This is a genomic window from Pseudogemmobacter sp. TB195 (genome assembly GCF_058313095.1).
In genome coordinates this window covers 1-24,380 of the sequence record NZ_JBZEGG010000042.1, presented here as the reverse complement: position 1 = coordinate 24,380, position 24,380 = coordinate 1, and the positions used below count along the sequence as shown (strand labels likewise).

The 24,380-nt window shown below is 62.5% G+C and carries 19 protein-coding genes, 1 tRNA gene and 2 pseudogenes; 17 read left to right on the top strand and 5 right to left on the bottom strand.

Annotated features, from left to right (window positions below; genetic code table 11):
- From AC4FS3_RS26855 to AC4FS3_RS26840, 4 genes and pseudogenes are all read left to right on the top strand, one after another.
- Window positions 1-73, top strand: a pseudogene (locus tag AC4FS3_RS26855) (transposase); the annotation flags it as partial.
- Between the two features lie 143 nt (window positions 74-216).
- A complete protein-coding gene (locus AC4FS3_RS26850; protein ID WP_491023068.1) occupies window positions 217-489 on the top strand; it encodes a helix-turn-helix domain-containing protein in 273 nt (90 codons plus the stop codon).
- Complete coding sequence (locus AC4FS3_RS26845; protein ID WP_491023067.1) at window positions 486-893, top strand: hypothetical protein; 408 nt, start codon at window positions 486-488, stop codon at window positions 891-893. The genes AC4FS3_RS26850 and AC4FS3_RS26845 overlap by 4 nt, the downstream gene beginning before the upstream one ends.
- A gap of 158 nt (window positions 894-1,051) precedes the next feature.
- Complete coding sequence (locus tag AC4FS3_RS26840; RefSeq protein ID WP_491023066.1) at window positions 1,052-1,315, top strand: helix-turn-helix domain-containing protein; 264 nt, start codon at window positions 1,052-1,054, stop codon at window positions 1,313-1,315.
- A gap of 171 nt (window positions 1,316-1,486) precedes the next feature.
- On the opposite strand, the gene AC4FS3_RS26835 is transcribed toward AC4FS3_RS26840, so the two are convergent.
- Window positions 1,487-1,582: transfer RNA gene (locus AC4FS3_RS26835), tRNA-Sec, on the bottom strand.
- 335 nt (window positions 1,583-1,917) lie between these two features.
- On the opposite strand from AC4FS3_RS26835, the gene AC4FS3_RS26830 reads away from it, so the two are divergent.
- The 9 genes from AC4FS3_RS26830 (at window position 1,918) to AC4FS3_RS26790 (ending at window position 10,300) form a co-directional block, all read left to right on the top strand.
- Window positions 1,918-3,339, top strand: a complete 1,422-nt coding sequence (locus AC4FS3_RS26830) for a GGDEF domain-containing protein (RefSeq protein ID WP_491023065.1) — start codon at window positions 1,918-1,920, stop codon at window positions 3,337-3,339.
- Between the two features lie 92 nt (window positions 3,340-3,431).
- Window positions 3,432-3,611 carry a DUF6778 family protein gene (locus AC4FS3_RS26825; RefSeq protein ID WP_491023064.1) on the top strand — a complete coding sequence of 60 codons (180 nt, stop codon included), beginning with the start codon at window positions 3,432-3,434 and terminating at the stop codon, window positions 3,609-3,611.
- A gap of 207 nt (window positions 3,612-3,818) precedes the next feature.
- A complete protein-coding gene (locus tag AC4FS3_RS26820) occupies window positions 3,819-4,487 on the top strand; it encodes a helix-turn-helix domain-containing protein (RefSeq protein ID WP_491023063.1) in 669 nt (222 codons plus the stop codon).
- Between the two features lie 29 nt (window positions 4,488-4,516).
- On the top strand, window positions 4,517-5,587 hold the full coding sequence (locus AC4FS3_RS26815; protein WP_491023062.1) for an extracellular solute-binding protein: 1,071 nt from the start codon (window positions 4,517-4,519) through the stop codon (window positions 5,585-5,587).
- Between the two features lie 143 nt (window positions 5,588-5,730).
- Entirely contained in the window at window positions 5,731-6,594 is an 864-nt protein-coding gene (locus AC4FS3_RS26810) for an ABC transporter permease (protein WP_491023061.1), read from the top strand.
- Window positions 6,591-7,385, top strand: coding sequence for an ABC transporter permease (locus AC4FS3_RS26805; RefSeq protein ID WP_491023060.1), 795 nt, complete (start codon window positions 6,591-6,593; stop codon window positions 7,383-7,385). The genes AC4FS3_RS26810 and AC4FS3_RS26805 overlap by 4 nt, the downstream gene beginning before the upstream one ends.
- Window positions 7,382-8,500, top strand: a complete 1,119-nt coding sequence (locus AC4FS3_RS26800) for an ABC transporter ATP-binding protein (RefSeq protein WP_491023059.1) — start codon at window positions 7,382-7,384, stop codon at window positions 8,498-8,500. Before AC4FS3_RS26805 ends, AC4FS3_RS26800 begins: the two co-directional genes overlap by 4 nt.
- Before the next feature lie 27 nt (window positions 8,501-8,527).
- Window positions 8,528-9,916 carry an NAD(P)/FAD-dependent oxidoreductase gene (locus AC4FS3_RS26795; RefSeq protein WP_491023058.1) on the top strand — a complete coding sequence of 463 codons (1,389 nt, stop codon included), beginning with the start codon at window positions 8,528-8,530 and terminating at the stop codon, window positions 9,914-9,916.
- Between the two features lie 30 nt (window positions 9,917-9,946).
- On the top strand, window positions 9,947-10,300 hold the full coding sequence (locus AC4FS3_RS26790; protein WP_491023057.1) for a cupin domain-containing protein: 354 nt from the start codon (window positions 9,947-9,949) through the stop codon (window positions 10,298-10,300).
- A 92-nt stretch (window positions 10,301-10,392) separates the two neighbouring features.
- On the opposite strand, the gene AC4FS3_RS26785 is transcribed toward AC4FS3_RS26790, so the two are convergent.
- Both AC4FS3_RS26785 and AC4FS3_RS26780 read right to left on the bottom strand, forming a co-directional pair.
- A complete protein-coding gene (locus AC4FS3_RS26785) occupies window positions 10,393-12,672 on the bottom strand; it encodes a glycosyltransferase family 61 protein (protein ID WP_491023056.1) in 2,280 nt (759 codons plus the stop codon).
- The gene (locus tag AC4FS3_RS26780) at window positions 12,673-13,380 is read right to left on the bottom strand and encodes an FkbM family methyltransferase (RefSeq protein ID WP_491023055.1); all 708 of its coding nucleotides are present in this window, start codon (window positions 13,378-13,380) and stop codon (window positions 12,673-12,675) included. It lies immediately after the preceding gene.
- 211 nt (window positions 13,381-13,591) lie between these two features.
- Between AC4FS3_RS26780 and AC4FS3_RS26775 the strand changes: the two genes are divergently transcribed.
- The 4 genes and pseudogenes from AC4FS3_RS26775 to AC4FS3_RS26760 form a co-directional block, all read left to right on the top strand.
- A complete protein-coding gene (locus AC4FS3_RS26775) occupies window positions 13,592-15,616 on the top strand; it encodes a glycosyltransferase family 2 protein (protein WP_491023054.1) in 2,025 nt (674 codons plus the stop codon).
- Between the two features lie 163 nt (window positions 15,617-15,779).
- Entirely contained in the window at window positions 15,780-16,610 is an 831-nt protein-coding gene (locus AC4FS3_RS26770) for a hypothetical protein (RefSeq protein ID WP_491023053.1), read from the top strand.
- A complete protein-coding gene (locus AC4FS3_RS26765; RefSeq protein ID WP_491023052.1) occupies window positions 16,610-17,326 on the top strand; it encodes an FkbM family methyltransferase in 717 nt (238 codons plus the stop codon). Before AC4FS3_RS26770 ends, AC4FS3_RS26765 begins: the two co-directional genes overlap by 1 nt.
- Before the next feature lie 519 nt (window positions 17,327-17,845).
- Window positions 17,846-18,049: pseudogene (locus tag AC4FS3_RS26760) on the top strand (IS110 family transposase); the annotation flags it as partial.
- Between the two features lie 20 nt (window positions 18,050-18,069).
- Here the strand turns inward: AC4FS3_RS26760 and AC4FS3_RS26755 are convergent.
- Together AC4FS3_RS26755 and AC4FS3_RS26750 are read right to left on the bottom strand one after the other, a co-directional pair.
- Window positions 18,070-21,654 (bottom strand): hypothetical protein, encoded by a 3,585-nt coding sequence (locus AC4FS3_RS26755; RefSeq protein WP_491023051.1) that lies wholly within the window; start codon window positions 21,652-21,654, stop codon window positions 18,070-18,072.
- Window positions 21,654-24,380, bottom strand: a 2,727-nt coding sequence (locus AC4FS3_RS26750) for a DUF7507 domain-containing protein (RefSeq protein ID WP_491023050.1), incomplete at its 5' end; no start/stop codon positions are given. The genes AC4FS3_RS26755 and AC4FS3_RS26750, both read right to left, overlap by 1 nt.

The window sequence follows — 24,380 nt, the reverse complement described above, 5'->3', positions numbered from 1 at the left end:
GCCCGTGCCGGATTACACAACGCTCTGCCGCAGGCAGAAGCAGCTGAATGTGCAGATCCCGTATCGTGCGGCGCCCGTTCGCCGTGACCAGTTGCACGACGACATTGCCCTTGCGCTGGACGCGATCACCGCGCCTGCGCCCGGCCCCCGTGAGATCGCCGAGGCCGCCAGCTATCTGCGCCACGCCCTGCGCCTGATCAAAGCGGGGGGGACGGCATGATCACCGAGGCTGACAAAGCATCGCTCCGCATGGAGCGGGTGACTGTGCGCGAGATTGCCCGCCAGGTGGCGAAAGAGGCCGGGGTGAAGCCTGCGGTGATCTTCGGGCCAAGCCGCAAGCAGAAGGATTTCAGGCTGCGCGCCCTGGTCTGCTTCACCCCCCGCCACCACGGCATGAGCTATCCCAGGATCGGCATGGCTCTTGGCCGGGATCACTGCACCATCCGAAGCGCGGTTATCAATGAGCGGCGCAGGAGGGGTGAGGCATGAAGCGGCGCGACATTCTTTCGCTCGCGCCTGCCGCGGTGCTGGGCTGCACGATCCCGGTTGGCGCCTGCACCCTGAACCTGTCCGAAACGCCGATCATGGCCCTGCATCGCAGGTACGTGGACATAAATGATGCCGCTCGGGCATATGTTCACGACGAGATTTCCGGCGAGGGCGAAGACGACGCAGTCGAGCGGCTTTTCTTCCGGGAGTGGGATCGTGTTGAGGATGCTATAACGGCGATCCCGCCCACCACCGCACAGGACATGACGGCGAAGACGCTGGTCGCGCACTGCCATGGCGATTTCACTTGCCTGAACTACGATACGTCGCCGTTCTGGGCCGAGGCCCGCGCGCTGGTGGGGGGAGACGAATGCGCAAAACCCTCGACGCTCTCGATGAACTGACCGGCGTGCGCGATCTGGTTCAGCTACTCGTAATGACCACCCGCCACCAGCCCGACGACGACCGGAAGGCCTTGGTCCTCAGGGTCTGAGGCCGCGCTGATCCGGCTCAATTTCGGGATCGCCATGCTTCACGGCGCCAAAAATGCGGAGGCCGGCCCATGACCTATTCCGACAAGGTGCGGGCCGAGGTCGCCGCCCGCTACGGCGTCCCGGTGCGCTGCCCCGTCCAGATCATCCCGCCCGGGGTGATCGCAGCAGACACCGGTCCCTGGGCATCAGTTGGGGCTGTCCGGCGCGGGCGCCTGCTAACCGCGAAGGAGCGCTTGCAGACGGCCGAACTACGGGACGGCGGCGCGAGCTTCCGCGAGCTCGGACGATATCTCAACCGCAGCACCAGCCACGTCTACAGCGTTCTGCGGTGACTTCCCCCCTGCCCTAGCTCCTACGTCTTTGGGGGCGCGGCGATCACAAACGAGTGATGCCGTTCCGGATTATACCGCAATGTTCCGTAGTCAAGTGGGGGAATGAACGCCGGAATAAGCTCGCCCAATCTGAAATAAACCAAACAAAATAAAATACTTAAACTGAACGATTGGCGGAGGGGAGTGGGAGTCGAACCCACCCGGGACAGTCTCGCTGCCCCAACCGGTTTTGAAGACCGACCGCCCCACCGGAGACGATTCCCTTCCCTCACGGATCAAAACTAGTGACGCGGCCCCGGCGACGCAAGCACGGAGCCTCCGGGCGGGAGCGCCCGTGGCTGTCGCTGTGGCCGTGACATTTCATCGCCTGACCTGATCCGCGTTAACACTTTTTTTCGAAAGCATGTGCAGATTGTCGGGATATCGGCCCGAGCCGTCCTTCTGTGACGCGGATCAGTCTGGTGGTGCAGAGGATGCTCCCCGTCTGACAACAGGAAGCGGCCTGGATCCGACAGGACACCTGCAAAAACAGAGGTCAGAAGTCGGGGACAGGCAAAAGCCGGCCGGCAGACAGACAGGCAGAAGGATGTAAGGGGTTACGGATGAACGCAGATATGGAGCTCCGGGATGCGGCCGTACCTGAAGCCTGGCGGGCTGCCGGGGTCCTGTTTGCCACAATCTTCCTGGCAACGCTTTTCGGGATCTACAGTCGCCCGGTCGGCTTTCTCGCCAGTATCTGGCCGGCCAATGCGATCATGCTTGGACTGATGCTGCGCAATCCGGTCATGGCGCAGGCGCCCGGCTGGCTGGCGGGCTTCGCCGGGTTCATGATCGGCGATCTGCTGACCGGATCGGGTCTTGAAAAAGCCCTGATCCTCAATATCGCCAATATCATCAGTATCTCGACCGCCTATGCCATACTGACCCGCCTGCCTGCCGAGATCAGCGAGTTGCGACAGCCGGTTTCAATGCTGTGGATCGTACTGGCCTCGCTTGCAGGCGGATTTGCCTCAGGACTGCTGGGGGGGATCGCCGGCATAAAGTACTGGGGCGGCGATGCGCTCAGCGGGATTGTCTACTGGACGGCGGGTGAGTTCGTCACCTTCATCGCCTTTCTCCCTGTGATCCTCTCGGCTCCTCCCCTGGCGCAGATCAGGAAATACTGGTACCGGCTTGATCTCATAGACAGAAGCGACCTTGTTCCCGCCATGATGGTCGTGCTGACTTTCATCGCCTCGCTGTTGATCGGTGGCCCCGGTGCCGTGGCCTTCCCTGTCCTCGCGCTCCTCTGGTGCGGACTGACCTGGTCTGTCTTTGCAACCGCTGTGCTTACGCTGGTCTTCGGGGTCATGGCACTTGGGGTGATCGCCAGCGGGCTGGTTCCCTATCTCGACGGCTTCCCCGACAAGGCCGCGCTGTCTTCGTTCCGCCTTGGCGCCTCGGCGATTGCGCTTGTGCCGATCACCCTCGCCATCGTGATGCGCAGCCGCAACGAACTGACCGAGCGGCTGCGCTATCTGGCCAGTCATGATGCACTGACCGGCGTGACCAATCGGGCAGCCTTCCACGAACAGGCCTCGAGGCGGCTTGCCGCAGCGGATCGCAGCACCGCGATGATGATGATAGATCTCGATCATTTTAAATCCGTCAATGACACCTGGGGCCATGCCGCCGGTGACGAGGTCCTGCGCGAGACCGCGCGGCGGGTTGTCCGGATGCTGCGCCCGGCTGATCTGTTTGCACGGGTGGGTGGCGAGGAATTCGTGGTCATGATCAATGGTGTCACGCTTGAGCAGGCGCAATCAGTGGCCGAGCGCCTGCTGACTGTCGTCTCCGAACAACCCGTGCGGGTTGGCGACGCGCCGATCCTGATTGCAGTCACCACCAGCATCGGCCTGGCCGTCGCGCGGCCTGACGGCGCAACCTCTCCGGATGCCCTGATGCAGCAGGCGGATCATGCGCTCTATCAGGCAAAACATGGGGGACGTAACCGGGTGGTCACAGTCGGTGTAGCCGGAAAATAGCACCGCCGATCCCCGCTTAAAGACCCTTATTCCTTACCGGAGCGCTGCCCTTCTCCAGGGCGCCCCATGACGAAAGCTGAGCGGAGTTGACCGTGAGCCTCCCGATCAAAGCCGATATTGCCGCTCTGGTCGGTCAGGACGCAGCCGGTGCTGATGCCCGTGTCTTTACCCAAAAGGTCGGGATTACCGCACATCTCGGGATGGTGTTCCGCAACTGGCTGGGCAGGTATGACGAAGGCCCCAGAAACAGCTTAGGGGGTCTGGTCAGCTGATCGACAAACTGCAAACGCCGCCTGTTCCTGTGACAGGCGACGTTTTTCATTGCAACCAACACGTCAGGCCCACCGGTCTGATGAGTTCTTTTTCACCGCGCGTTCAGAATCATTGCCCATAAATAAAGTATCACTTAACACTTGTGCAGTGGACCACCCCGAACCGCAAATCCACGCCCCGGCCCGGGCATTTGGGCGGAGATTCTGGTGTCACAGCTCAGCGATACAATCACGGCAGAAACCTCGGACCAGCAGCGGCTGCTGGCAGAGCGGCTGCGGCGGTTGCGCAAGGCCAGCGGCCTCTCGCTTCGCCAGCTCGCCGATGCAACCGGGACTTCGGCCAGTTTTCTCAGCCAGCTTGAACGCGGCTTGACCGGTGCCAGCACCTCAACGCTGATCCGCATCGCCAATGCTTTCGGCTGTTCGATCTCCGAGCTTTTCGCCTTCACCGACAGCGCACAAAACCCGGTCTTGCGCCGCAAGGACCGCCCCACCCTGCCCGAGATGAGCGGGCATCGGAAGATGCTGCTCTCGCGCCGGCCCCTGACGCAGTTCGAGGCCTATGTCTCCGAGTTCGAGCCGGGCGGCTCGACCGGCGACGAGGCCTATAGCCACGGCGATTCACATGAAATGATCCTCGTTCTGGCCGGCAAGGTGCAGATCGACCTCGGCCCGCAGAGCTACCAGCTCGACGAGGGCGACAGCATCGAATTCCAGAGCTCGGTCCCCCACCGCGTCGCCAATACGGGCACCGGGGCGGCCTCGGTCCTCTTCGTGACCTCACCGCCCACCTCGACCACCGGCTATCTCGACACGTTCCGCGCCGGCCGCAGCGAAAGATCCGGCGAAGACCGGATCCAGATAAAATATGATTAAACAAATCTTACACTCAGGGAGCAACCGCAATGAAGCTGAAAAACCTCACCGGCCTGTCGCTGGTCCTCGGCCTTGGCCTTTCCCTTCAGGCGCAGGCCGATACCCCCGTCGCAGGCGAAACCGCCGAAGGCTCGCTTGCCGGCAAGACGCTGACCTTCGTGTCATATGGTGGCACTTTCCAGGACGGCCAGATCGCGGCCCTTGAACAGTTCGTGGCGCAATCCGGGGTCACGCTCCTGTCGGACGGCCCCACCGAAAACGCCAAGATCCAGGCTCAGGTCGAATCCGGCAATGTGATGTGGGATGTGGTCGATACCGGTGACTACACCCCGTTTGTCCATTGTGGCACCCTGTTCCAGAAGCTTGACTTCTCGAAGCTCGACATTTCGAAAGTGCCGGAAGGCCAGGTCGGAGAATGTTCAGTTCCCGCGATGAACTATGCGATCATGTTCCTCTACAACAAAGACAAATGGCCCGAGAACGGCCCGGCTTCCTGGGCGGATTTCTTTGATACCGAGAAATTCCCCGGCACCCGTGGCATTCCCGGCTATTCCGATGCCGAAGGCTATATGATCGAGCTCGCGCTTCTGAATGACGGCGTGGCAAAGGCTGATCTTTTCCCGGCAGATATTGACCGTGGCCTGAACAAATGGCGGTCGATGCGCGACAGCCTCGTTTTGTGGACCACCGGCGCCGAAAGCGCGCAGATGATGGAATCGGGCGAAGTTGATATGGTCATGGTCTGGTCCGGCCGGGGCAAGGCCGCGCTGGAAAATGGCGCGAATTATCAGCCGGTCTGGCAGGACTGGGTTGTCGTGAAGGATCAGATCACCATCCCGGTCGGCGTCAAGGATGTCGACGCCGCCCATGCGCTGATCAATGCCTATCTCGGCGCCGACGCCCAAAGCAAAATGGCCGAAGAGACCTCGTACTCGCCGATCAATATCGACTCGAAGCCGCAGGTCGATGAGCTGACCGCTTCTTTCATGACCAATACGCCCGAAAAACAGGCGATGGCCTATAATCAGAATGTGCAATACTGGGTCGATAACTATGATGTTCTCAGCGAAAAATGGGCTGAATTCATCGCAGGCAACTAAGCCTCACCGAACCCCGCGCGCCTGAGCCTGCGCGGTCATGCTGCGGCGCCCCCTGCCAGGGTCGCCGCAGCTCCCTTCCGGCACCTGCGCGCTGACGCGGCCGCCGCCCCCGAAGAGACATCACGAGCCCCGTCAGAGGATCCATGTCAGTGCCCGACCCAAGCGCCCTCTCGCCCCGCAGGATCCTGTCGCATCCCGCTTTGCTGACGCTGCCTGCGCTGGCGATCCTGATCCTTGTCATGGCGGTGCCGCTTGGCACCGTGATCAGCCGCAGCTTTACCGAGGGCGATGCGTTTCTCGACAATTACTACTGGTTTTTCAACACGCCGGTGAACATGACTGTGCTGATCCGGACCTTCCGCATCGCTGCTGTGGTGACGCTGGTCTGCGTGATCGTGGCCTATCCCTATGCCTATGCGATGTCGGTCGTGGGCCCGCGCCTGCGGCTCTTTCTGATCATGTGCGTGCTGGTGCCGTTCTGGGTTTCGGGCGTGGTGCGCACGCTGGCCTGGGTGATCTTGCTGCAAGACAGTGGTGTCATTAACAAGACGCTGCTTGCGCTCGGGTTTGACAAGGTCAAGCTGATCCGCACCCAGCTGGGCGTCACCATCGGCATGACCCAGATCCTGCTGCCCTTCATGATCATGCCGCTCTATGCTGTGATGCGCGGCATCGACCTGCGGCTGATCCAGGCGGCAAAAAGCCTGGGCGCGCATCCGGTCAAGACCTTCTTCCAGGTCTATCTGCCGCTGTCGCTGCCCGGTGTTTTCGCCGGCGCCACCATCGTCTTCATCCTTGCGCTTGGCTTCTACATCACGCCGATGCTGCTTGGCGGCACGCAAAGCTCGATGCTCTCGACGCTGGTGCAGCAACAGGTGCTGTCGCTGCTGAACTGGGGCCGGGGCGGCGCGATGGGGGTTGTGCTTCTGATCGCGACCTTCGGCTTCCTTGCACTCGCCGCCCCCTTCATGCGGCAGAAATACAAGATGAGCGGAGGCAGCCGGTGAAACACTTCAATCCTGGCAAGCTGATCCTCGGGCTGACGGTGGCGCTGATTGCACTCTGGCTGCTCGCGCCCACCATTGTCGTGGTGCCGATGTCTTTCGCCGATAAGAAATCCCTCGCCTTCCCGCCCAGCGGGTTCTCGCTGAAATGGTACGAGAATTTCTTCACCAATCCGCAATGGTTCAACAGTTTCACCACCTCGCTGAAGGTAGCGGTGATGGTCTCGGTTGTGGCGACCGTGATCGGCACCATGGCCGCCATCGGGATCGAGCGGATGAAATCCCGTGCTGCGGGCCTGATCCGGATGCTCCTGATCACGCCGATGGTGGTGCCGGGCGTCGTTCTGGCAGTGGGCGTTTACGCGGTCTACCTGACCCAGGGCCTTGTCGGGACCTGGACCGGCTATGTGCTGGCGCATACGCTGCTGGCGATCCCCTTCGTGGTGATCGCGGTCGGCGCGAATCTTGCCGTCTTTGACCAGCGGCTGGAAACCGCCGCCGCGAGCCTTGGCGCCAACCGGCTGACCACGTTTTTCACCGTGACCCTGCCGCTGATCCGGCCTGGCATCCTGTCCGGCGCGCTTTTCGCATTTGTCACCTCGTTTGACGAAGTCATCGTGTCCCTGTTCATCACCAGCCCGCAGCTGAAAACGCTGCCGGTGCAGATTTTCTCGTCGATGACCCGCGACGCCGATCCGACCGTCGCCGCTGTCGGCTCGCTGATCTTTCTGACCACCACGCTCGTCATCGGACTGGGCCTTATCTTCGGAACCCGTAAAGGGCGCAAATCATGACCAATGCACCAACCGGCAGCCGCAAGGGCGCGGCCATCGACATCCAGGCCTGTTCGAAATTCTACGGCAATTTCACCGCGCTGGATGATGTGTCGCTCAGGGTCGAGCCGGGCGAGTTCATGTCCTTTCTCGGGCCGTCCGGTTCGGGCAAGACCACCACGCTGAACCTGATCGCCGGCTTCACCGATCTGAGCCGGGGCGAGATCCGGCTTGGCGAGCGCCCGATCAGCAATGTCCCCGCCCATAAGCGCAATATCGGGGTGGTGTTCCAGCATTACGCGCTGTTCCCGCATATGACGGTGGCGAAGAACGTGGCCTACCCTTTGCGTCAGCGCGGTGTGGCAAAGGCCGAGCGTGACCGCCTGGTTGAAGGCGCGCTGGCCAAGGTGCATCTTGAGAAATTCGCGCATCGCTACCCGTCCGAGCTGTCCGGCGGCCAGCAGCAGCGCGTCGCGCTGGCCCGCGCGATGGTCTTTGACCCTTCGGTCCTTCTTATGGATGAACCCCTTGGCGCGCTTGACAAAAAGCTGCGCGAGGTTTTGCAGCTGGAAATCCGCCGCATCCATCGCGAGCTCGGATCAACCTTCGTCTATGTCACCCATGACCAGGAAGAAGCGCTGGTGCTGTCCGACCGGATCGCAGTCTTCAACAAGGGCCGGATCGAGCAGGTCGGCACAGGGCATCAGCTTTACTCGAACCCCCAGACGCTGTTTGTCGGCCAGTTCATCGGCGAAAGCTCGATCCTGCGCGGCGGCCACCGGGTGAATGGCGCGGAAACCGCGCTGGATATCGGCGGCACCCCCATTTCGGCCCCCGGCACTCCGAAATCCGATGGCGCGCAGGTCATTCTTCTGCGCCCCGAAGATGTCGCCGTCCAGGCCCCCGGCACGGGCGCGGCCCAGGGGCGCGGCAATGTGATCCAGGGCACGGTGCGCGAGGCGATCTATCTGGGATCTGCGATGAAATATGAAGTTCTCCTCGCGGACGGCACGCCCATCGTGGCGCGCACCGCCACGCAAGGCGAGGCTTTCGGGATCGGCGCCGGCATCGAGCTGGCCTGGAAGCCGGAAGATGGCAGGCTTCTGACCGATGACGGCTCGGTAGGCGGACATTAGGTCCTGGGCCACTAACAGGTGATGAACATGCAAGCGAAGAAAAACGGCGGCGTCTCATTCTGGTATGAGAATATCGGCGGCACGCCCGGCTACCGCGCGCCGCTGCCCGGCAATATCGAGGTCGATATCTGCATTGTCGGCGCGGGCTATACCGGGCTCTGGACCGCCTATTACCTGACCGAGATCGAACCGACACTGCGGATCGCGATTGTCGAAAAGGAATTCGCGGGCTTTGGCGGTTCGGGCCGCAATGGCGGCTGGTGTTCGGGCGAATTCAGCTGGAGCCGGAACAAATACCTCTCGACCGGCACCCGCGAAGGCGTGATCGACTTCGAGCGTCAGCTGCGCGGCACCGTGGCCGAGGTGGAGCGGGTGACGCAAAAGGACGGCATCGATTGCGACTTCCTGATGACCGACTGCCTGACCTTTGCCCAGACCCCGGCGCAATGGGGGCGGCTGCAGGAAGATTACGCGACCGCAATGTCGTGGCAGGTGCCCGCGACGAGGCTCGAGCTGATCGACGGCGCCGAGGCCGCCTCGCGCATCCGGGTGCCGAATGCGAAAGGCGCACTGGTGCGCCATAATGTGGCGCGGATTCAGCCGGCGAAACTGGTGCGCGGACTGGCCGAAGTGGTCGAGCGGCGCGGCGTCAAAATCTACGAGCAAACCGCCGTCACCAGCATCGTAAAGGGCCGCGTGGTCACCAGTCGTGGCACGGTGAAGGCGAAACGCGTGGTTCGCGCGACCGAGGGTTTCACCCATGGAATTAAGGGCCAGGAACGCGAATGGCTGCCGTTGAATTCGGCGCAGATCGTGACCCAGCCCCTGCCCGACGCGCTTTGGGATGAGATCGGCTGGGAGAAGTTCCAGCTGCTGGCGGATGCCAGCCACGCCTATTGCTATTCGCAGCGCACCGCCGACAACCGCATCGCCATGGGCGGGCGCGGTGTGCCCTATCGCTTCGGGTCAAAAACCGATGTGAACGGCCAGACCCAGCCCGCAACGGTCGAGGCGCTGATCGAGATCCTCTACCGGATGCTGCCCCAGACAAAGGGGCTTTCGATCGACCACGCCTGGTGTGGTGTGCTGGGCGTGCCGCGCGACTGGTGCACCACCGCCGGCATGGACGCGAATACCGGCATGGCCTGGGCCGGCGGCTATGTCGGTCTCGGCGTCTCGACCTCGAATTTCTCGGGCCAGACGCTCGCGGACCTGGTCCTTGACCGCAATACCGAACGCACCAGCCTGCCCTGGGTCAACCGCCGTCCGAAAAAATGGGAGATCGAGCCCTTCCGCTGGCTCGGTGTCCACGGAATGTACTGGCTGTATCACCTGGCCGACCGCCAGGAAGCCCGCTCGGGCGGGACCAAAAGCTCGCCCCTCGCCACACTCGCCAATAAACTGACCGGCCGCTGAAACGCGCCGCCGCGCCTGCAGGAGACAGCCATGATCGACCTTTCCGTTTTCACAGCCCTTTCAGGGATCGACCTCGGCCAGCTGAAAGACAAGCCGACCACCCTGAACCCAGGCCAGCAAGAGGCCGCCCATGCGCTCTGGACCTCACCTGATGGGGTGCTGGAGATCGGGCTTTGGGAATGCACGCCGGGCCAGTTCACCGCTGACCGGTCAGCTGCCGCAGAATTCTGCTACTTTCTCGAAGGCAAGATCGTCATGACCCATGTCGACGGCACGAAAAAGACGCTCGGGCCGGGGGATGCGATCATGCTGCCTAAGGGCTGGAAAGGCACCTGGGAGATACTGGAACATACCCGCAAGATCTTTGTCTTTTTCGAAGGCTGACAGGACAAAGCGACCCAATCCCTGACCGGAAAGAATAGGGGGGCGATCACTCGCCCCCCTTACTCACGGCCCGGCCATGCTGCGAAATGGCATCACTCGTCTTCATCCCCGTGTTTTTCACCGCGCCTCAGCGGACGGAATGTATCGCCGCGCCGGCCCTGGAACGGCTCCAGCATGGCGCGGACTTCGCCCTCGCCGGGCAGTTCGGGGCGGAAATCGGCGGGAAGATAGCCGAGCGCCTTCAGCCGGTCGAACAAAGCCGCGAAATCCACTTCTCCGACCGAACGGAAATCGGCGCGCGCCGCCTCTCCCGCCACCCAGTCATTCACGATCACATTGATCACATCCGGTGTCACATCGGCAAAATTGCGGAATTGCAGGTCATAATCGGCGGTATTGGCCGAAGACCGGCGCAGGATCATCGCGACGCGCCCGGCCTTTGGCATGACATAGGCCGCCAGATGCAGCGCCGATCCGTCCAGCGCGACAATCACCCCCGCCGCCTTATAGCGCGCGATCTGCACCTCAAGCGGATGGCGTTCGGGGTGGAAAATCTCATAGCCCGCGCGGGCCAGATTCTCCTCGATCACCCTTTCCCCCAGAATGCCGCCCTTGATCGCCGGCAGCCGCGCCCGCGAGACATAGAGCTTTTCGCCTCCCTCTGCCGGTGCCGCAGCACTCAGGCGACTTTGCATGAAATCCCGGTAAGCGGGCGAGCCGGCATAACGTTCAAGCCAGCCGAACCCAAGTTCGGGAACGATCAGCCGCTCCACCCGCTGGACCTCGCCAAAGGTACGTACCGGAAGGTCGATGCCAAGAAGCCGGAAGAACGGTGCCTGGCCCCTGATCGCCTTTTCAATCGCTGCCACATCGCCGCGATAGGGCAGATAGACGATGCTTTCGGGCTGTTCCCCCAGGTGGTCGAGCGCCCAGAGCCTTGCGGTCGATTCGACGAGGAAATGCCCGAAATGGCCACGAAAATGGCCGCCGTAAAGATGGGTGCCCGGCAGATCCCGGATCTGGTCCCGATCCGAGAGCGCCGGCGCCGGGATGGGCTTCAGCGCCCGGATCCAGCCCTTTGACAATTCACACCAGCTGCCATCCCGGTAAAGCACACCCGAGGCCAGGGACTTATCATTGGCGCGTTCAGGCATGAAAAGAGCGTCGGCCAGCGTCTGGATTTCGCCGGAGAAGGGCGCTCTAAGGCCCGGATTCTCGATGATCTGACATGTGAAAGCGGGGCCGGTCAGAGGGCTGGAAGCAGGGTCTCGCTGTTTCTGTGCCGCTTCCCTGGCCCTCGTCCGGGGAATTTCGGCCTTTCGGGCGGCTTCCTCCTGATGCCCGGCGGCCGCTTCTGTGATTTCCTGGTGCAGGCGACGGCTGTTGCGGCGGGCAAAGCGGCTGTTGTCATCCTGCGCCAGCCGGCGCAGCGCCTGCAGGGCCAGATGGCGATGGCCGCGCCGCTCGGCTGCCGCGATCAGCAGGCGCTGATAGGCCAGGCTTTCGCGCCGCACCCGGAATGCTTTTGCAAATGCAGCCTGGCTCAATGTACCGCTGGCAAGGCCTTCGATCAGATCCTGCAACAGCCCGAGCGCCTTCAGCTGCCTGATTGCGCGATGGCCGAGGTGATCAAGGCGGATCTCGCGGGTGACGCCGGGGGGGGCCGCAGCCACGATGCGACGCACATGGGCGCGGTCTTCGGGGATAAAAGGATCATAGATCAGCCAGACCTCAGACGCGCCCTGCACCGCCTGCGCGGCGTCACAGCCTGCGCTCTGCCAGTCCCATTTCCGGCGGGCAAAAGGATAGCGCCGTTCAAAGGGCACCAGCCCGGGCGCGAGCGTCGACTGAGGGCTGAAGGCCAGCACCACCGCGCCCGGCACCAGCGCGGAAAGGCTGAGCGCGGCAAAGCCCCCCATCGAAGCGCCGGCGAAGACCACCCTGCGAAAACCCGCAAAAAAACCCGCGTCCCGCAAGGCGCGGATCAGCGCCGGTGTATCCTCGTTGCGATACCAGTCCCGCTGGCTTGCGATCAGGCCCAGGATCGAAAACCCGCCTTTTGCGGCTCGCGCCTGCAGCCAGGGTTGAGGCGGTTCATATTCGCCGATCGAACCGAGATTGTCGAAAGTGACCAGTAAAACATCCGAACGCCGGATGAACCAGGCGTCAATCAGGCCCGCATGCAAAAAGAAACTGTCGCGCCCGATGGCCTGCGCGACATCCGTGACGTCGTCAGGGCGTGGAAACAGTGCCGGCATCGGCTCGCGCATCGCCTTCCTGACCCCCGGCCCGGCACTTTCGGCAAAGGCGCCAGCGTCATCCGCATCATCGCCTGGCATCTGTCCGCGCGCGCCTTCCCGCATCATTTTCATTCAACCCTGGTCCGGGCCCATAAGCCGGCACCAGATATGGACCCCGACTTTGCTTTGCTCCTCATTCAGGGTGAAGCCCTTGTCCAGGAACAGATTGCGGATTTCCTGCATCCCCTCGCGACCATAGGCATCGCGATGCATTTCGAGGATCACCAGATTGACGCCCGAGAGATCGGCATGGCGCAGGAAATCCAGCTCGCCGCCCTCGATATCCATCATGATCGTATCATGGGGGTATTCTTTGGTCAGATCACTGTAGCGCAGCACCGGCACCTCGACCGCGCGGGTCTTTTTGCCCGGCAGTTCCGAAAGCGAAGAGCCGAGGAAATTCCCCGCCACATTGAAAGTGACTGTCCCGGGCGCATCGGGCGCGCTGAAGACCACAGCATGGCGCACCGAGATCAGATCCTGCAACCCGTTATGCGCGTAAAGACGATTGATATGGGGCAGAAGGCCCGGATTGGCCTCGATGGACAGGATCGAAACCGGCGCGCAGTTCTTTGCCAGAACCGCGCCGACAACCCCTGCCCCCGCCCCCATCTCCAGGATCCGCGCACCTTTCGGGATCACCGCGAGACCACATTCGATCTCCTGGCGCTCATAGCGGTGAGTGTTCATCGCCTCGATCATACGTGGGCCCAGGATGGGCGCGTCCGGCACTTCGACACCATGACAGGTTGCGACGATGGTAAGGGTTGCCTCGGTCATTCTTTCACTGCCCGTGTTCTTGTTACTGCACTCTGCCCGATCTTACGGCCAAGACTATGGCGGCAGTTGGGCGCAATCCATACGAAACCTGGTGATTGTTCTGCGATCCGGCAAAGTCCGTTTGTGAGACAGGTCAAAATTTCTCAGCTTTCCCGCCTTATCGCTGCCCGGAATGTCAGGCTAAACAAAGACCGACTGCAGGAGAAGAAGAATGGGTGAGGCGAAAACCGGGGCCGGTCAGAATGCGAAAGCCGCCGGGGCTTTGGCAGGAAAGGCCATTGCGAAGTCTTCTGTTGGGACAAGTGCGGCAAGTGCACAAGAGGGCAAAGCACAGCCGGGCAAAGGTCATGTGGCGAAGATCCGGAAGGCCAAAGCGACCCGTGACCTTGACCGTGACGCGCGTCCGGACCTGCCCCGGGGCGCGTCCGGGATATTCGCGACCGTTCCCTTCGCACTGAAGCGCCATGCCAGCCCGCATGGCCAGGTCACCGCCGTCTCAATGATGAAAGATGAGGGGCCCTATGTGATCGAATGGGTGGCGCATCACCTTGCCGTCGGCTTCTCGGATCTCGTCGTCTATACCAATGACTGTTCCGACGGCACCGATGACATGCTGATCCGGCTCGAAGAACTCGGGCTTGTCCATCACCGCAGGAATGACATTCCCGAAGGAATCCGCCCGCAGCCTTCTGCGCTGAACTATGCGCAGGAGGAGCCGGTTGTGGGCCTCTCCGACTGGGTGATGGTGTTTGATGCCGATGAGTTTCTCTCGATCCGGTATGGCGATGGCACGCTGGATGATCTGATCGCCGCCGCCAAAGCCCAGGACGCCACCGGGATCGTGGTGACCTGGCGCATCTTCGGCTCGGGCGGCGTGGTCGACTGGTCCACCGCCCCGGTGTCGGAACAATATCTGATGGCCGCGCCGCAGGACTGGAACAAGGGCTGGGGGGTCAAAACGCTCTTCAAATTCGACCCGGAAAACTGGAAGCTCGGCATCCACCGCCCCAAGATGAAAACCAAAGCCATCAAGGCCGGTTTCGCCGATGAGGTGAAATGGCTGAACGGCGCGGGCCGCGAGATGGAGGATTATTTCAAGTTTCGCGGCTGGCGGTCGATCACCAGAACGGTCGGTTATGACTGGGTGCAGCTCAATCATTATGCAGTGAAATCGGTCGACTCTTACGCGATCCGCAAGCTGCGTGGCAATGTCAACAATAAGAAAGACAAGTATAATTCCGATTACTGGTCGCTCCAGGACCGCAATGAGGTCAGGGATGACACCATGCTGCGCTACACGGCGCGGCGCGATGAGATCATCCTTGAATTGCTGAAAGATCCGGTTCTGGCGCGGCTGCACAAAGCGGCGCTGGCACGTGTCGATCAGCGGCTGAGCGAGATCCGTGGCACCGAAGCCTATACCGCTCTGGTCGCCGATCTGGCCAAAGCGAGCCAGGTGCCGATCCATGAAATCGTCGCCAAACCGCCCCAGGCGCGCGACCCGGAAAAGATCGCAGCCCTGATGAGCGATATCGAAAAGACGCGCAACGAAGCCGCCCGCGAAAAGCGCAGATCCGCGCCGCGTGAGGCGATGGAGGCGCTGCCATCGGGCAGCTATCTCAGCCAGCCGCGCGCCAATCCGGGTTATGCGGGGGACTGGGTGGCAAACCATGGCGTGGTGCTGCCACTTGATCCTGGCGTCTTCTCAAACCCCGGCCTCGCGCTGATTGCAAAGGGGAAATTCGATCGCGGGCTTGCCAGACGCCTGCCGCAGATCCTTGCCAAAGACGCGCGGGTGACCGAGATCGGCGCAGGGGCAGGCTTTCTCGCCGCGCATCTCGCCGCCGTGCGCCCCGATCTGCATCTGAGCGTGAGCGAGGGTGAGCCGGAACTGCGCCGCGTGCTGGATCTGGTATGGGCGCAAAACGGGCGCCGCCCGGGGGAGCGGCTGTTTCTGCTGGAAGACGGCCCTCTGTCTGAGATGATCGCCAGCACCGCGCCAGAGGCGCTTTTGCTCGCCGACCCGCGCATCACGCCCGAGGGTCTGGCCGATATTCTTACCCGGGTCAGCCCGGCCCAGATCTTCCTCTATGGCCGTCTGATCGAGGCCGGCCGCGACCGGCTTCAGGATTATGCCAGGGTGATGGAGGCCGGCTACATCGCCGCCCCCGGCTTTGATGCCGGGCTGACAGTGTTCCGCATCGCGAGACACCCGGCCAGCGGCGCCCCATCCTAGCGCAGGAAGAAAAATCACCTTCCCGCCACCATTGCGCCACAGGAAAACCCTCGCCGCGTGATGAGGATCGGGAATAATCCAGCCGGGATCCGAGCAGGACTCTGTTGGGGGATGCGGCAATACTGTATCCTGAATTGAAACAATAAAGGTTGAGGTTCCGCCCTTGTCGACCCCAGTACGCCGCCCCCCGGTTCGCCGCCCGGTCGCCTCTCTCTGGATTGGCCCGCGCCTGCATTACCTGAACCAGCTCTGTCTTCTGAGCCATATGCGCCACGGCCATCCGACCACGCTTTATTGCACCGAAGAAGTCTCGAATGTCCCTGAAGGGATCGAGGTCCGCCCCGCGACCGAGATCATGGATATCGACATGGGCATCGTGGCCCAGACCTCGGAAAGTTTCCTCTCGAACGTGTTCCGCTACAAGATGATCCAGAAAACCGACGCGGTCTGGATCGACTGCGACGCCTATTGCCATAAGCCCTTCCCCGACGAGATGCAGAATATCTATGCCGGCCATGGCTTTCGCGGCGCACTGAATTGCGGCGTGGTTTATATTCCGAAAGATGGCGAGCTGATCCACCAGCTGCTGGATTACTATGACAACCTGCCCGAGGCGCCGGCCTGGTTCAACAAACAGCAGAGAAAGCGCATCGAAAAGCAGGACCACGCGCTGCCCCAGGCCGTGCGGATCTATAACGCCGAACGCACCGCCTTTGGCCCCCAGGCCTTTACATATTTCGCCCAGCAGACCGGCGATTATGAGAAGGCGCTCGGCCCCGATGTGCTTTACCCGGTGCCCTTCCAGCTGAATGATGTGTTTTACGACCCCTATGGCCGGGTCGAGGGCCATTTCACCGATCAGACGCTCTCGGTGCATCTTTATACCAATGGCACCAGGCCCTGGTGGCGCAAGAACGTGCCGCTGGCGAATTCCTATGCCGCGCGGATGTGCGAAGAGATCGGCGTCGATCCGGCAAAGGCGCTGGAGGAGTAATGGCCGCGCGCAAGAAAGCCGCGCCGCCTGAGGCCGCGCCTGACACTGACGCGAGCGCTCCGAAGTCAAAGGCCGAACAGCGGGCCGAGATGATGATCCGCCGCCAGAAGCGCAATATGCGCAAGGCCTGGGCCGAGGGCTATCTGACCGGCATCTGTGCCATGCTGCGGCCGGGGGATCTGGCGGTGGATTGCGGCGCCAATATGGGCGTGGTGACGGCGCAGCTTGCCGCCACCGGCGCCGATGTGATCGCCTTTGAACCCGATCCGGATTGCTTTGCGGCCTTGCAGCAGAAATTCGGTGCTACCACGAATGTCACGCTGATCAATGCCGCCGTCGGCACCCGCGCCGGCACCGTCCGCCTGATGCGCGCCGGGAATTTCGACGCCAATCCGGTGGGGGCCTCGGTGAAAAACACCATCCTCGATGGCGGGCGCGGCATTGATGAAGGAAACTCTGTCGAGGTGCAGCTGATCGATTTCCCCGCCTTCCTGCGCGAAAAGGGACAGATCGGCTTCCTCAAGCTCGATATCGAGGGTGCAGAGCTGGAAATCCTTGAGGCCATGGAGCGCGACGGGCTTTTCGCCCGGGTCAAAAGCCTCGTGGCCGAGACCCATGAGCGCAAATTCCCCGAGCTGCGCCAGAGATTTCGCGAGCTGCGCCGCCGGGTGGCCGAAACATATCCGCCAACCCATGTTAATCTCGACTGGATCTGAGCGGCACCGTGACCCGGGCGAACCAGAAGTGGACGGCCCAGGTCCGCCGCATCCGGGCCGCGGAAGGCAGGCTCTGCGGTGCGGTCGTTGCCCACCTCTTCTCACGGCGCGCTGTGGGGTGGACGATGAAAGCAGATCGGGGTGCCTCACTGATCATGGGCAAACTGGTGATGACGGCAGGGCGACGCGGAAAAGCCGCAACTCTGCTTCATCCTTCTGACCGTCATACGGCTGATGGCAGTTCTCGGATGGTTTGACTCAAACACCGATCGACCCTTCGCTGGATTGCTGCCGCAGGGCTTTCCGATGTGATCTGACCCTCACTCCGAGCGATCCAAATCGATCTGACACGTGTATTTCCCTGGACCTGTCGATCATCCGGGAACGTCCTGCGGTGAGGCCTGGCCTCGAAGGTGCGCCGTGGCTCCAGAAGGGCATGACCATTCGGTCCCATGACTGTCCCGTCCCTGCATCCTTCGGCGCAACGAGCGAATAAGCGATCCAGGAGAGGATCATCGGATGGCAGTCTGTTCAGAAGAAACTCATGCCATCGGTGGCGTCGATACGCACAGAGATTTGCATGTCGCGACCATCGTCGACCACCGAGACCGTGTTCCCGGCACCGAGAGCTTCCCGACAACACGGCATCGCTATCGTTTGATGCTGGCGTGGATGCGGTCCTTCGGCGGTCTGCGCCTTGTCGGGGTCCAGTGCTCAGGCACCGATCTTCGACAGATCAGCGTTCAGAACTGTGTTGTGATGTTGAGGAAGTAGCCTTTATCCGGGCTTTCGATCTTGCGCAGGTCGTCACTGACGGTGCCCCAGAGATAGCCGCCTCCGACGCGGATATTGTCACCGAAAAGGCGGTAGACACCGAGAAGGGCAGCTTTCTCGGTGATGTTGGAGCCCGGGGCCCAGAGGCCGCGGATCTCGGCCATCACGTCCCAGTTATGGACAATGTGGTAATCGGCGCGCAGCACGGCGAGATGCGCCTCGGAGCGCGTGAAGTCATTGCTGCCACGATCGGCGGCCTCGCGCAGCCGGTAGCCGTATTTTGCGCCCAGCGTCCAGACCGGGTCGGCTTTCCAGCTGATGGCAGCGTTCACGATATGGCTTTTCTGACGCGGGCCATCGACATTGCCGTCGATATTCACCTGATCCGCGCCGGGCAGGTCATGCAGATACGTATAGCTGAACAGCGCATTGATCCGGTCATTTTCCACCGGGCGCCAGGCATAGCCGATCCGCGCCTCGACATAGCGGCCATCGCGGAACGAGGACTGGTCGCTGTCAGAGATCACTGCATCCAGCGAAGAGACAAACCGCCAGTCCTCTGAGACCTTCGTCTCGTAAAAGCCCGAGACCAGCCAGGTGTCGCGATCCAGCGCATTGCCGGGCCGATTGGAGTTCTCATTGGTCCATTCGCCGCGCAACCCGGCCGAGACCAGATCAGCCTCTGTGTAGCGCAGACCAAGCGAAAACCCGCGCCGCTCAAGCCGGGTGCCATCCTCTTCGCGGCTCTCGCCGAATTGCAGCGTGCCGTCATATTTCCACCGCTCGGAGGGCGTATAGGTCACGCCATAGCCCGAGGTCAGCGAGGGCCTTGTGCCAAGCGCGCTATAGGTGCTTTCCGACAGATAGGACCAGCGGTCATTCACCCTGGAACTGGTGCCGAAGACAAGGCTGCCCCTGTCGCGCCCGGAAAAGTCGTTCGCATCAAAACGGCGCAGCGGATCAAGCCGGTAGCCGATGGTGGTGGTGGTGGTGTCATTCGGGCGATAGCCAAATTCCAACCGCCCTGCCCCGCCGAGACTGCCATCCGATGCTTCGGCCAGCAGGGTCACACGCTCGCTCAGCCGGGTCGAGAAACCGGCGCCGATCCGGTCATTGCTGCGCCGGGACGCATCATGCGCCAGCGTCACCTGGCCAAACCCCCAGACCGAGAGGTCCTCATCGCGTTTCCAGGTCAGGCGCAGGGCCGCATCGGTGCGTTTGCCGTAATCCACAAGTGTCGATGAAGGGACGGACTCGCGGCGATCATCATGCGCGACTTCCCCCTCAAGCGTCCATTGTTCATCAAGGCGATGCGCAAAGCCGATCCGGGCTGTTTCCTTGCGCTTGCCATTGTCATCCCGGAAACCCTCTCCGCCGAAGGTCAGATCGGTGCGGACCGAGATCGCCACCCGACCCGACAGGCCCCAGGCCTCCTGGTCATACTGGATATTGTCATCGGGCGAGGAGAACCCCGCCTCTTTGCGATCAAAGAAGGCCTCGACTTCGCCATCAAGCCCCAGGAAGGCAAGATCCGTTCGGCCGGCGATCCTCCAGGCATCCGCCCGCAGCCCCGGCAGACCATAGCTGGGATTGCCGGGTTCCAGATCCAGCCCGCCATTCAGCGAGAAGCCTGAGCCAAAGCCCGGCCCTTCGCTGGTGGCATATTCCAGCGAGAGCTCGCGCGCCTCACCGTCACGGATCAGGATATCAATGCCGCCAAGGTCGTTATCGGCCAGACCCGTCGTCTCGCGCAGCACCGTGGCGCCAAGGCGGAGATGGTCACTGACCCAGGTCTCGCCGCGGGCCCCCGCGGTATAGCCGTCAATATCGCCGGTGGCCGGCACATATTCATATTGCGCCACCAGATTGACGTCATAATCGCCCAATGGGTTATTGGTCACCAGACCATCGCCCCCCGTCGTCGCCGAAAGCGGCGCGTTCAGGATCACCACGCCCTGCACCGGATTGATGCGATAATCAGTACCTTCGGCAAGACGGCGGCGCTGCACCACAAGGCCAGTGGTGCGCGAGCGGATCTCGACCCAGATGCTTTCGCTGTCGGCAAGAATATCCTGACGCGACAGGAAATAGGCCGAGCCGCCGGTCGCGCGCATCACATCGCGCTGCATCAGGCTGTCGGCCTGGGCGGCAAAGCCGGTAAATCGCAGTTTGGCCTCACCGTCCCGGGTGACGTCGAGCGAGCGGTATTCGCCCGAAATCCCATAAAGCGCGCGCTCGCTGCGCACGGTCAGGTTCTGATCGGCCAGCGGCCGGAAATCGCCCCATTGCAGGTAGGAGCCGTCCTTCTCTGCCCGCAGGAAGAACTTGCCCGAGCTTGGCGCCAGATCGCTCATCCGGCTGTCATCGCCGAATGTGTTGAACACATCCTCGGATTTCATTTCACGCAGCGTCTGATCCGGGTTCTTGCGGCCAAAGTTGCGGAACAGATCGCGCAGCTCTGCCTCCTGCGTGTCGACCGAAGCGGTGATCCGCGTACCATTCGCCAGGGTCCCCTGGGCAAAACCGGCGACGCGGCCCAGCTTCCAGGTCTCGCCGTCATGGCGCCCCACCGTCACATCGATGATGCCGGTCGCGAACCATTCCGATTTCTCGATCGTGACCGACCGGTCCATCGCCCGCCCGTCGACCGAGATCGCCACCGCATGGGTGCCGGGCGGCAGGATGCGCTGCACCACGAAATTGCCCGAGGGGTCCACCGGCACCGCCTCGCCCAGAACCCTGACCGGCTGACCGGCAGGCGAATGGCCCGAGACGGTGATGGCGCCGCCCGTCACCGGAATGCCCCGCCGCGCCGTCATGTCGTCGCCTTCGCCCGCCGCAGTCACCGGCCCGGTCAGATCGGTCGGCAGCCGGCTGGTCGCGCGCGCCAGCACCAGGCTGCGCGTCTCATCACGCCGCCCGGCGCTGTCGGTCGCGCGCAGGAAGTAAAGATACGTGTCGCGCCCGCCGTTATCGGTGCTGGCGGCAGGCATGGTCCAGCCTGCCTCGCCATTGGCGGCTATCGGCACCAGTGCAACGGTACGTCCGCGCGTATCGGTGATGACCACTTCGGTCTTCACAATCCAGGCCGGGTAGTTTGAGGATGCCCGGAACCGCACCACCTCACCGGCGACAAAGCTCTCGCGCAGGTCGCTGGTGGCAACCGCCAGCCGTGGCCGCGCGCCCAGCCCGTCATAGGTCAGATCGACGCCTGCTATATCCAGCAGACGGTCAATCTCACGCAACTCCTGCGGCCGCGCCGGAGCGCCCGCAATCGTGCGCCGTGTCGCGCCCTCTCCTGCCGCCACACCGTCGATCGAGATTGAAAACCCGATCTCGCCCAGGTCCGGCGCCGGTCCGTCTGACACATTGGGCTGAACGGGGCGGCTGACGACGGTGCCTGGATTGTAATGCCTGCAGTCGTTTTCGAAACCCCTGCCATCCGCCCGGCAGGCATCCTGCGCCCGCAGCCCGCCGCCGGGGATCATGATACAAACTGCCACACCACCCGCAAAAAGAGCCCGCAACGATCCGGTTCTGATCCATATTACCATCACTGCGCTCCTGCCCTCTGAACAAGGGTCTCTATGGTCAGCTTATAGCTACCCTGCTCACGCCACAGTGCCCGCAGCGCCCGTTCGACCAGGCGCAGCCGCTGTTGCGCCAGCTTATCCGGCTCCTCCCGGGCAAGCACATAGGTGATGCGCAGCATCGCACTGGTGCCCCGGATCTCGGCCACAAGCTTGTCCAGACCCTTTGCCAGATCCGGCACCATCGCATCCCTGCCCTTCTCATCCCTGCCGAAAGCCCTGGCCGCCAGATCGAGCCGGACCAGACGCGCCAGCGTCGCACCAAAATCCATCCGGGTGATCATGCCCGGCGTCAGCCGCACCACACGCGGGTTCTCGGTCGTCATCCGGTAGCCGGCCGGCAGTGTGCGCTCGTCAACTTTCAACATGAAGTTCGACCCGATCGCCCGTGGCAGCGCCGCACAGGGCACATTGAAGCGGCCATGCTCATCCGTGGTGATCGCCACCCCGTTCGGCGCCACCAGCCTCACATTCGGCAACCCGCGCTCCCCGGCATGTTTGCTCATGTCGCCATTCTGATCCGCGTCATCAAAGACCCGGCCCAGAACGCTTGCACATTGCAGGACCGCATCCGCCAGAACCCGCACCGACGCTGTCGCCTCGGGGGCGAGCGCGATACCCGTCGCCGGATCGACGGCAATCACCCGGTTCATATGGACCCCCGGGCGAACCGAGGACCCGATCAGAACCCGCATCGTCAGCACGCGGGTCTGACCCGAGACGAGGACCACCGAGGGCAAGGATATGGTGCGACCCGAGACCGTCGGTATCACCGGCTGGCCATCCAGCTCTGCGGATCCCTCGCGGAAGCTGAAACCGGAAGGCAAAGTATCGCGCAATGCCACAGTGACAGTGCCGGCCCCGAAGGCATTGGTGACACGGATCGAATAGGGAACCAGATCCCCTGTCATCGCGGTCTGGACACCGGCCAGCTTTTCAACCGTCAGATCCGCGGGGACCGGGGATACCACAACAGCCAGCGCCGTAGAGCTGGCGATCACAACCCGGCCGGCAAGGCTGGTGCCGTTTGCATCACTTGCGAGCACCACATTGCCCGCGGCCACATCTGCCGCGGTGATCGTGTAGACCGTCCCCACGCAGGACAGCACCGCACGCTCTCCCGGTGCCAGTCTGACCGGCTGGCAGACCAGGCCAGGCAGATCCAGGGACAGGCTTCCGGGTACCAGGTTGACAGATGTCAGAACGACATCGCCGGTATTGACCACCTCAAAGCGGTAGATCACCTGATCTCCTTCGCCGATCAGGCCGTCACCATTCAGATCGCGCGTCCCGTCCACAAGAATTTCCAGCGAAATGGCCGGGGCCTGCCGAAGCGGCAGCACCGTATCGCCATCACTGCCAGGATCGCTTGGATGGGTGCGGTCCGTGACAGGTGTCGCCCCGGGTCCGGGCGGTGTCCCTGCGGCAATCGCAATATTGCGCAATGCCCCCGCATTCAGATCTGCGGCGCTCAGCCTGTAGCCGGCGGTGAACCGGGCGACTTCACCCGGAAGCAAAGTCCCCTCAGCCGAGCCGAGACTGTTTTGCACCCAGACCGGGACCGGCAGCGCGTTGGTGCCGGAAAAATCGCCGCCGGATTCCGTCATACGCACATTGGTCAATGTCACATTGCCGCTGTTGCGCACCTCATAGCTATAAATGACCAGGGTACCAACATCCGCCACAGTGGCGGCATTTTCCAGTTCCGCCGTCTTCAGCGCGGTGAGCGACGGCGACGCGGTTATCGGCAGCACAACCGTGTCATCGCCGGTCACAGGGGTGGTGCCATCCGGTGCAAGTGCCGCAGCTTCGGCAAGATTGCTCAGCCCGCCCGCATCAATATCCGCCTGGGTCAGCACATAGCTGCCGGTCCAGACCTGGATACCCCCGACCGGGATCACGCCGGCAAGCGCCCCGCCGGTGCTCTCGGCGCTGTTGAAGGCCAGGGCCGTGCTCAGCACGCGCGGATCATTGCGCAGGGTGCTCAGCGTATCAACAGGCGCCGTCGGGGTCGAAAGCGTCACATTGCCAGTGTTGCTGACCGCGACATGAAACGTCACCGTCTCCCCAGCGACGACCATCGCCGGCGGCACCACCGTCTTCGCCACGCTCAGCGCCGCTGTCGCAACCACCGGCACAGAGACTAGCGGCGCGGTGACAGTTCCCGGCAGTTCCGGAGCCGTTGCGCTGGCGGTATTGTCCAACGCATCGCCCGCATCAATATCCGCCTGAGTGGCCGTATAGCTGGTCCGGTAGACCCATGTCTCGCCGGGCGACAGGATGTCATCGCCATTCAGATCACCCGACACAAAATCCGGCACCAGCGTGATCAGCCGCGCTCCGATCTGAAGCTGATCAGCAACCACAAGCCCGGCCCGGGGCACTGACGCCGCTCCGGTGTTCTCAACGGTGATCGTATAGTGAACTGCTCCGGGCGCCGTCACCGTTGCAAGATCTGCGGTCTTTTTCACCACCACCCTGGCCATTTCCGGCACCGGCGTGACATCATCACTGTTATTGCCCGGATCAGGATCTGTCTGATCCCCGGTCACGCTGGCGGTATTGCCATAGGGCCCGGTTGCATTGACCCGCGCCGTGATCTCAAGCGTCTGTGTCACCCCATTGGCCAGCGCGCCAATCGTCCAGAGCCCGGTCCCGGAATCATAGGTCCCGGGGCCGCTATAGGTCTG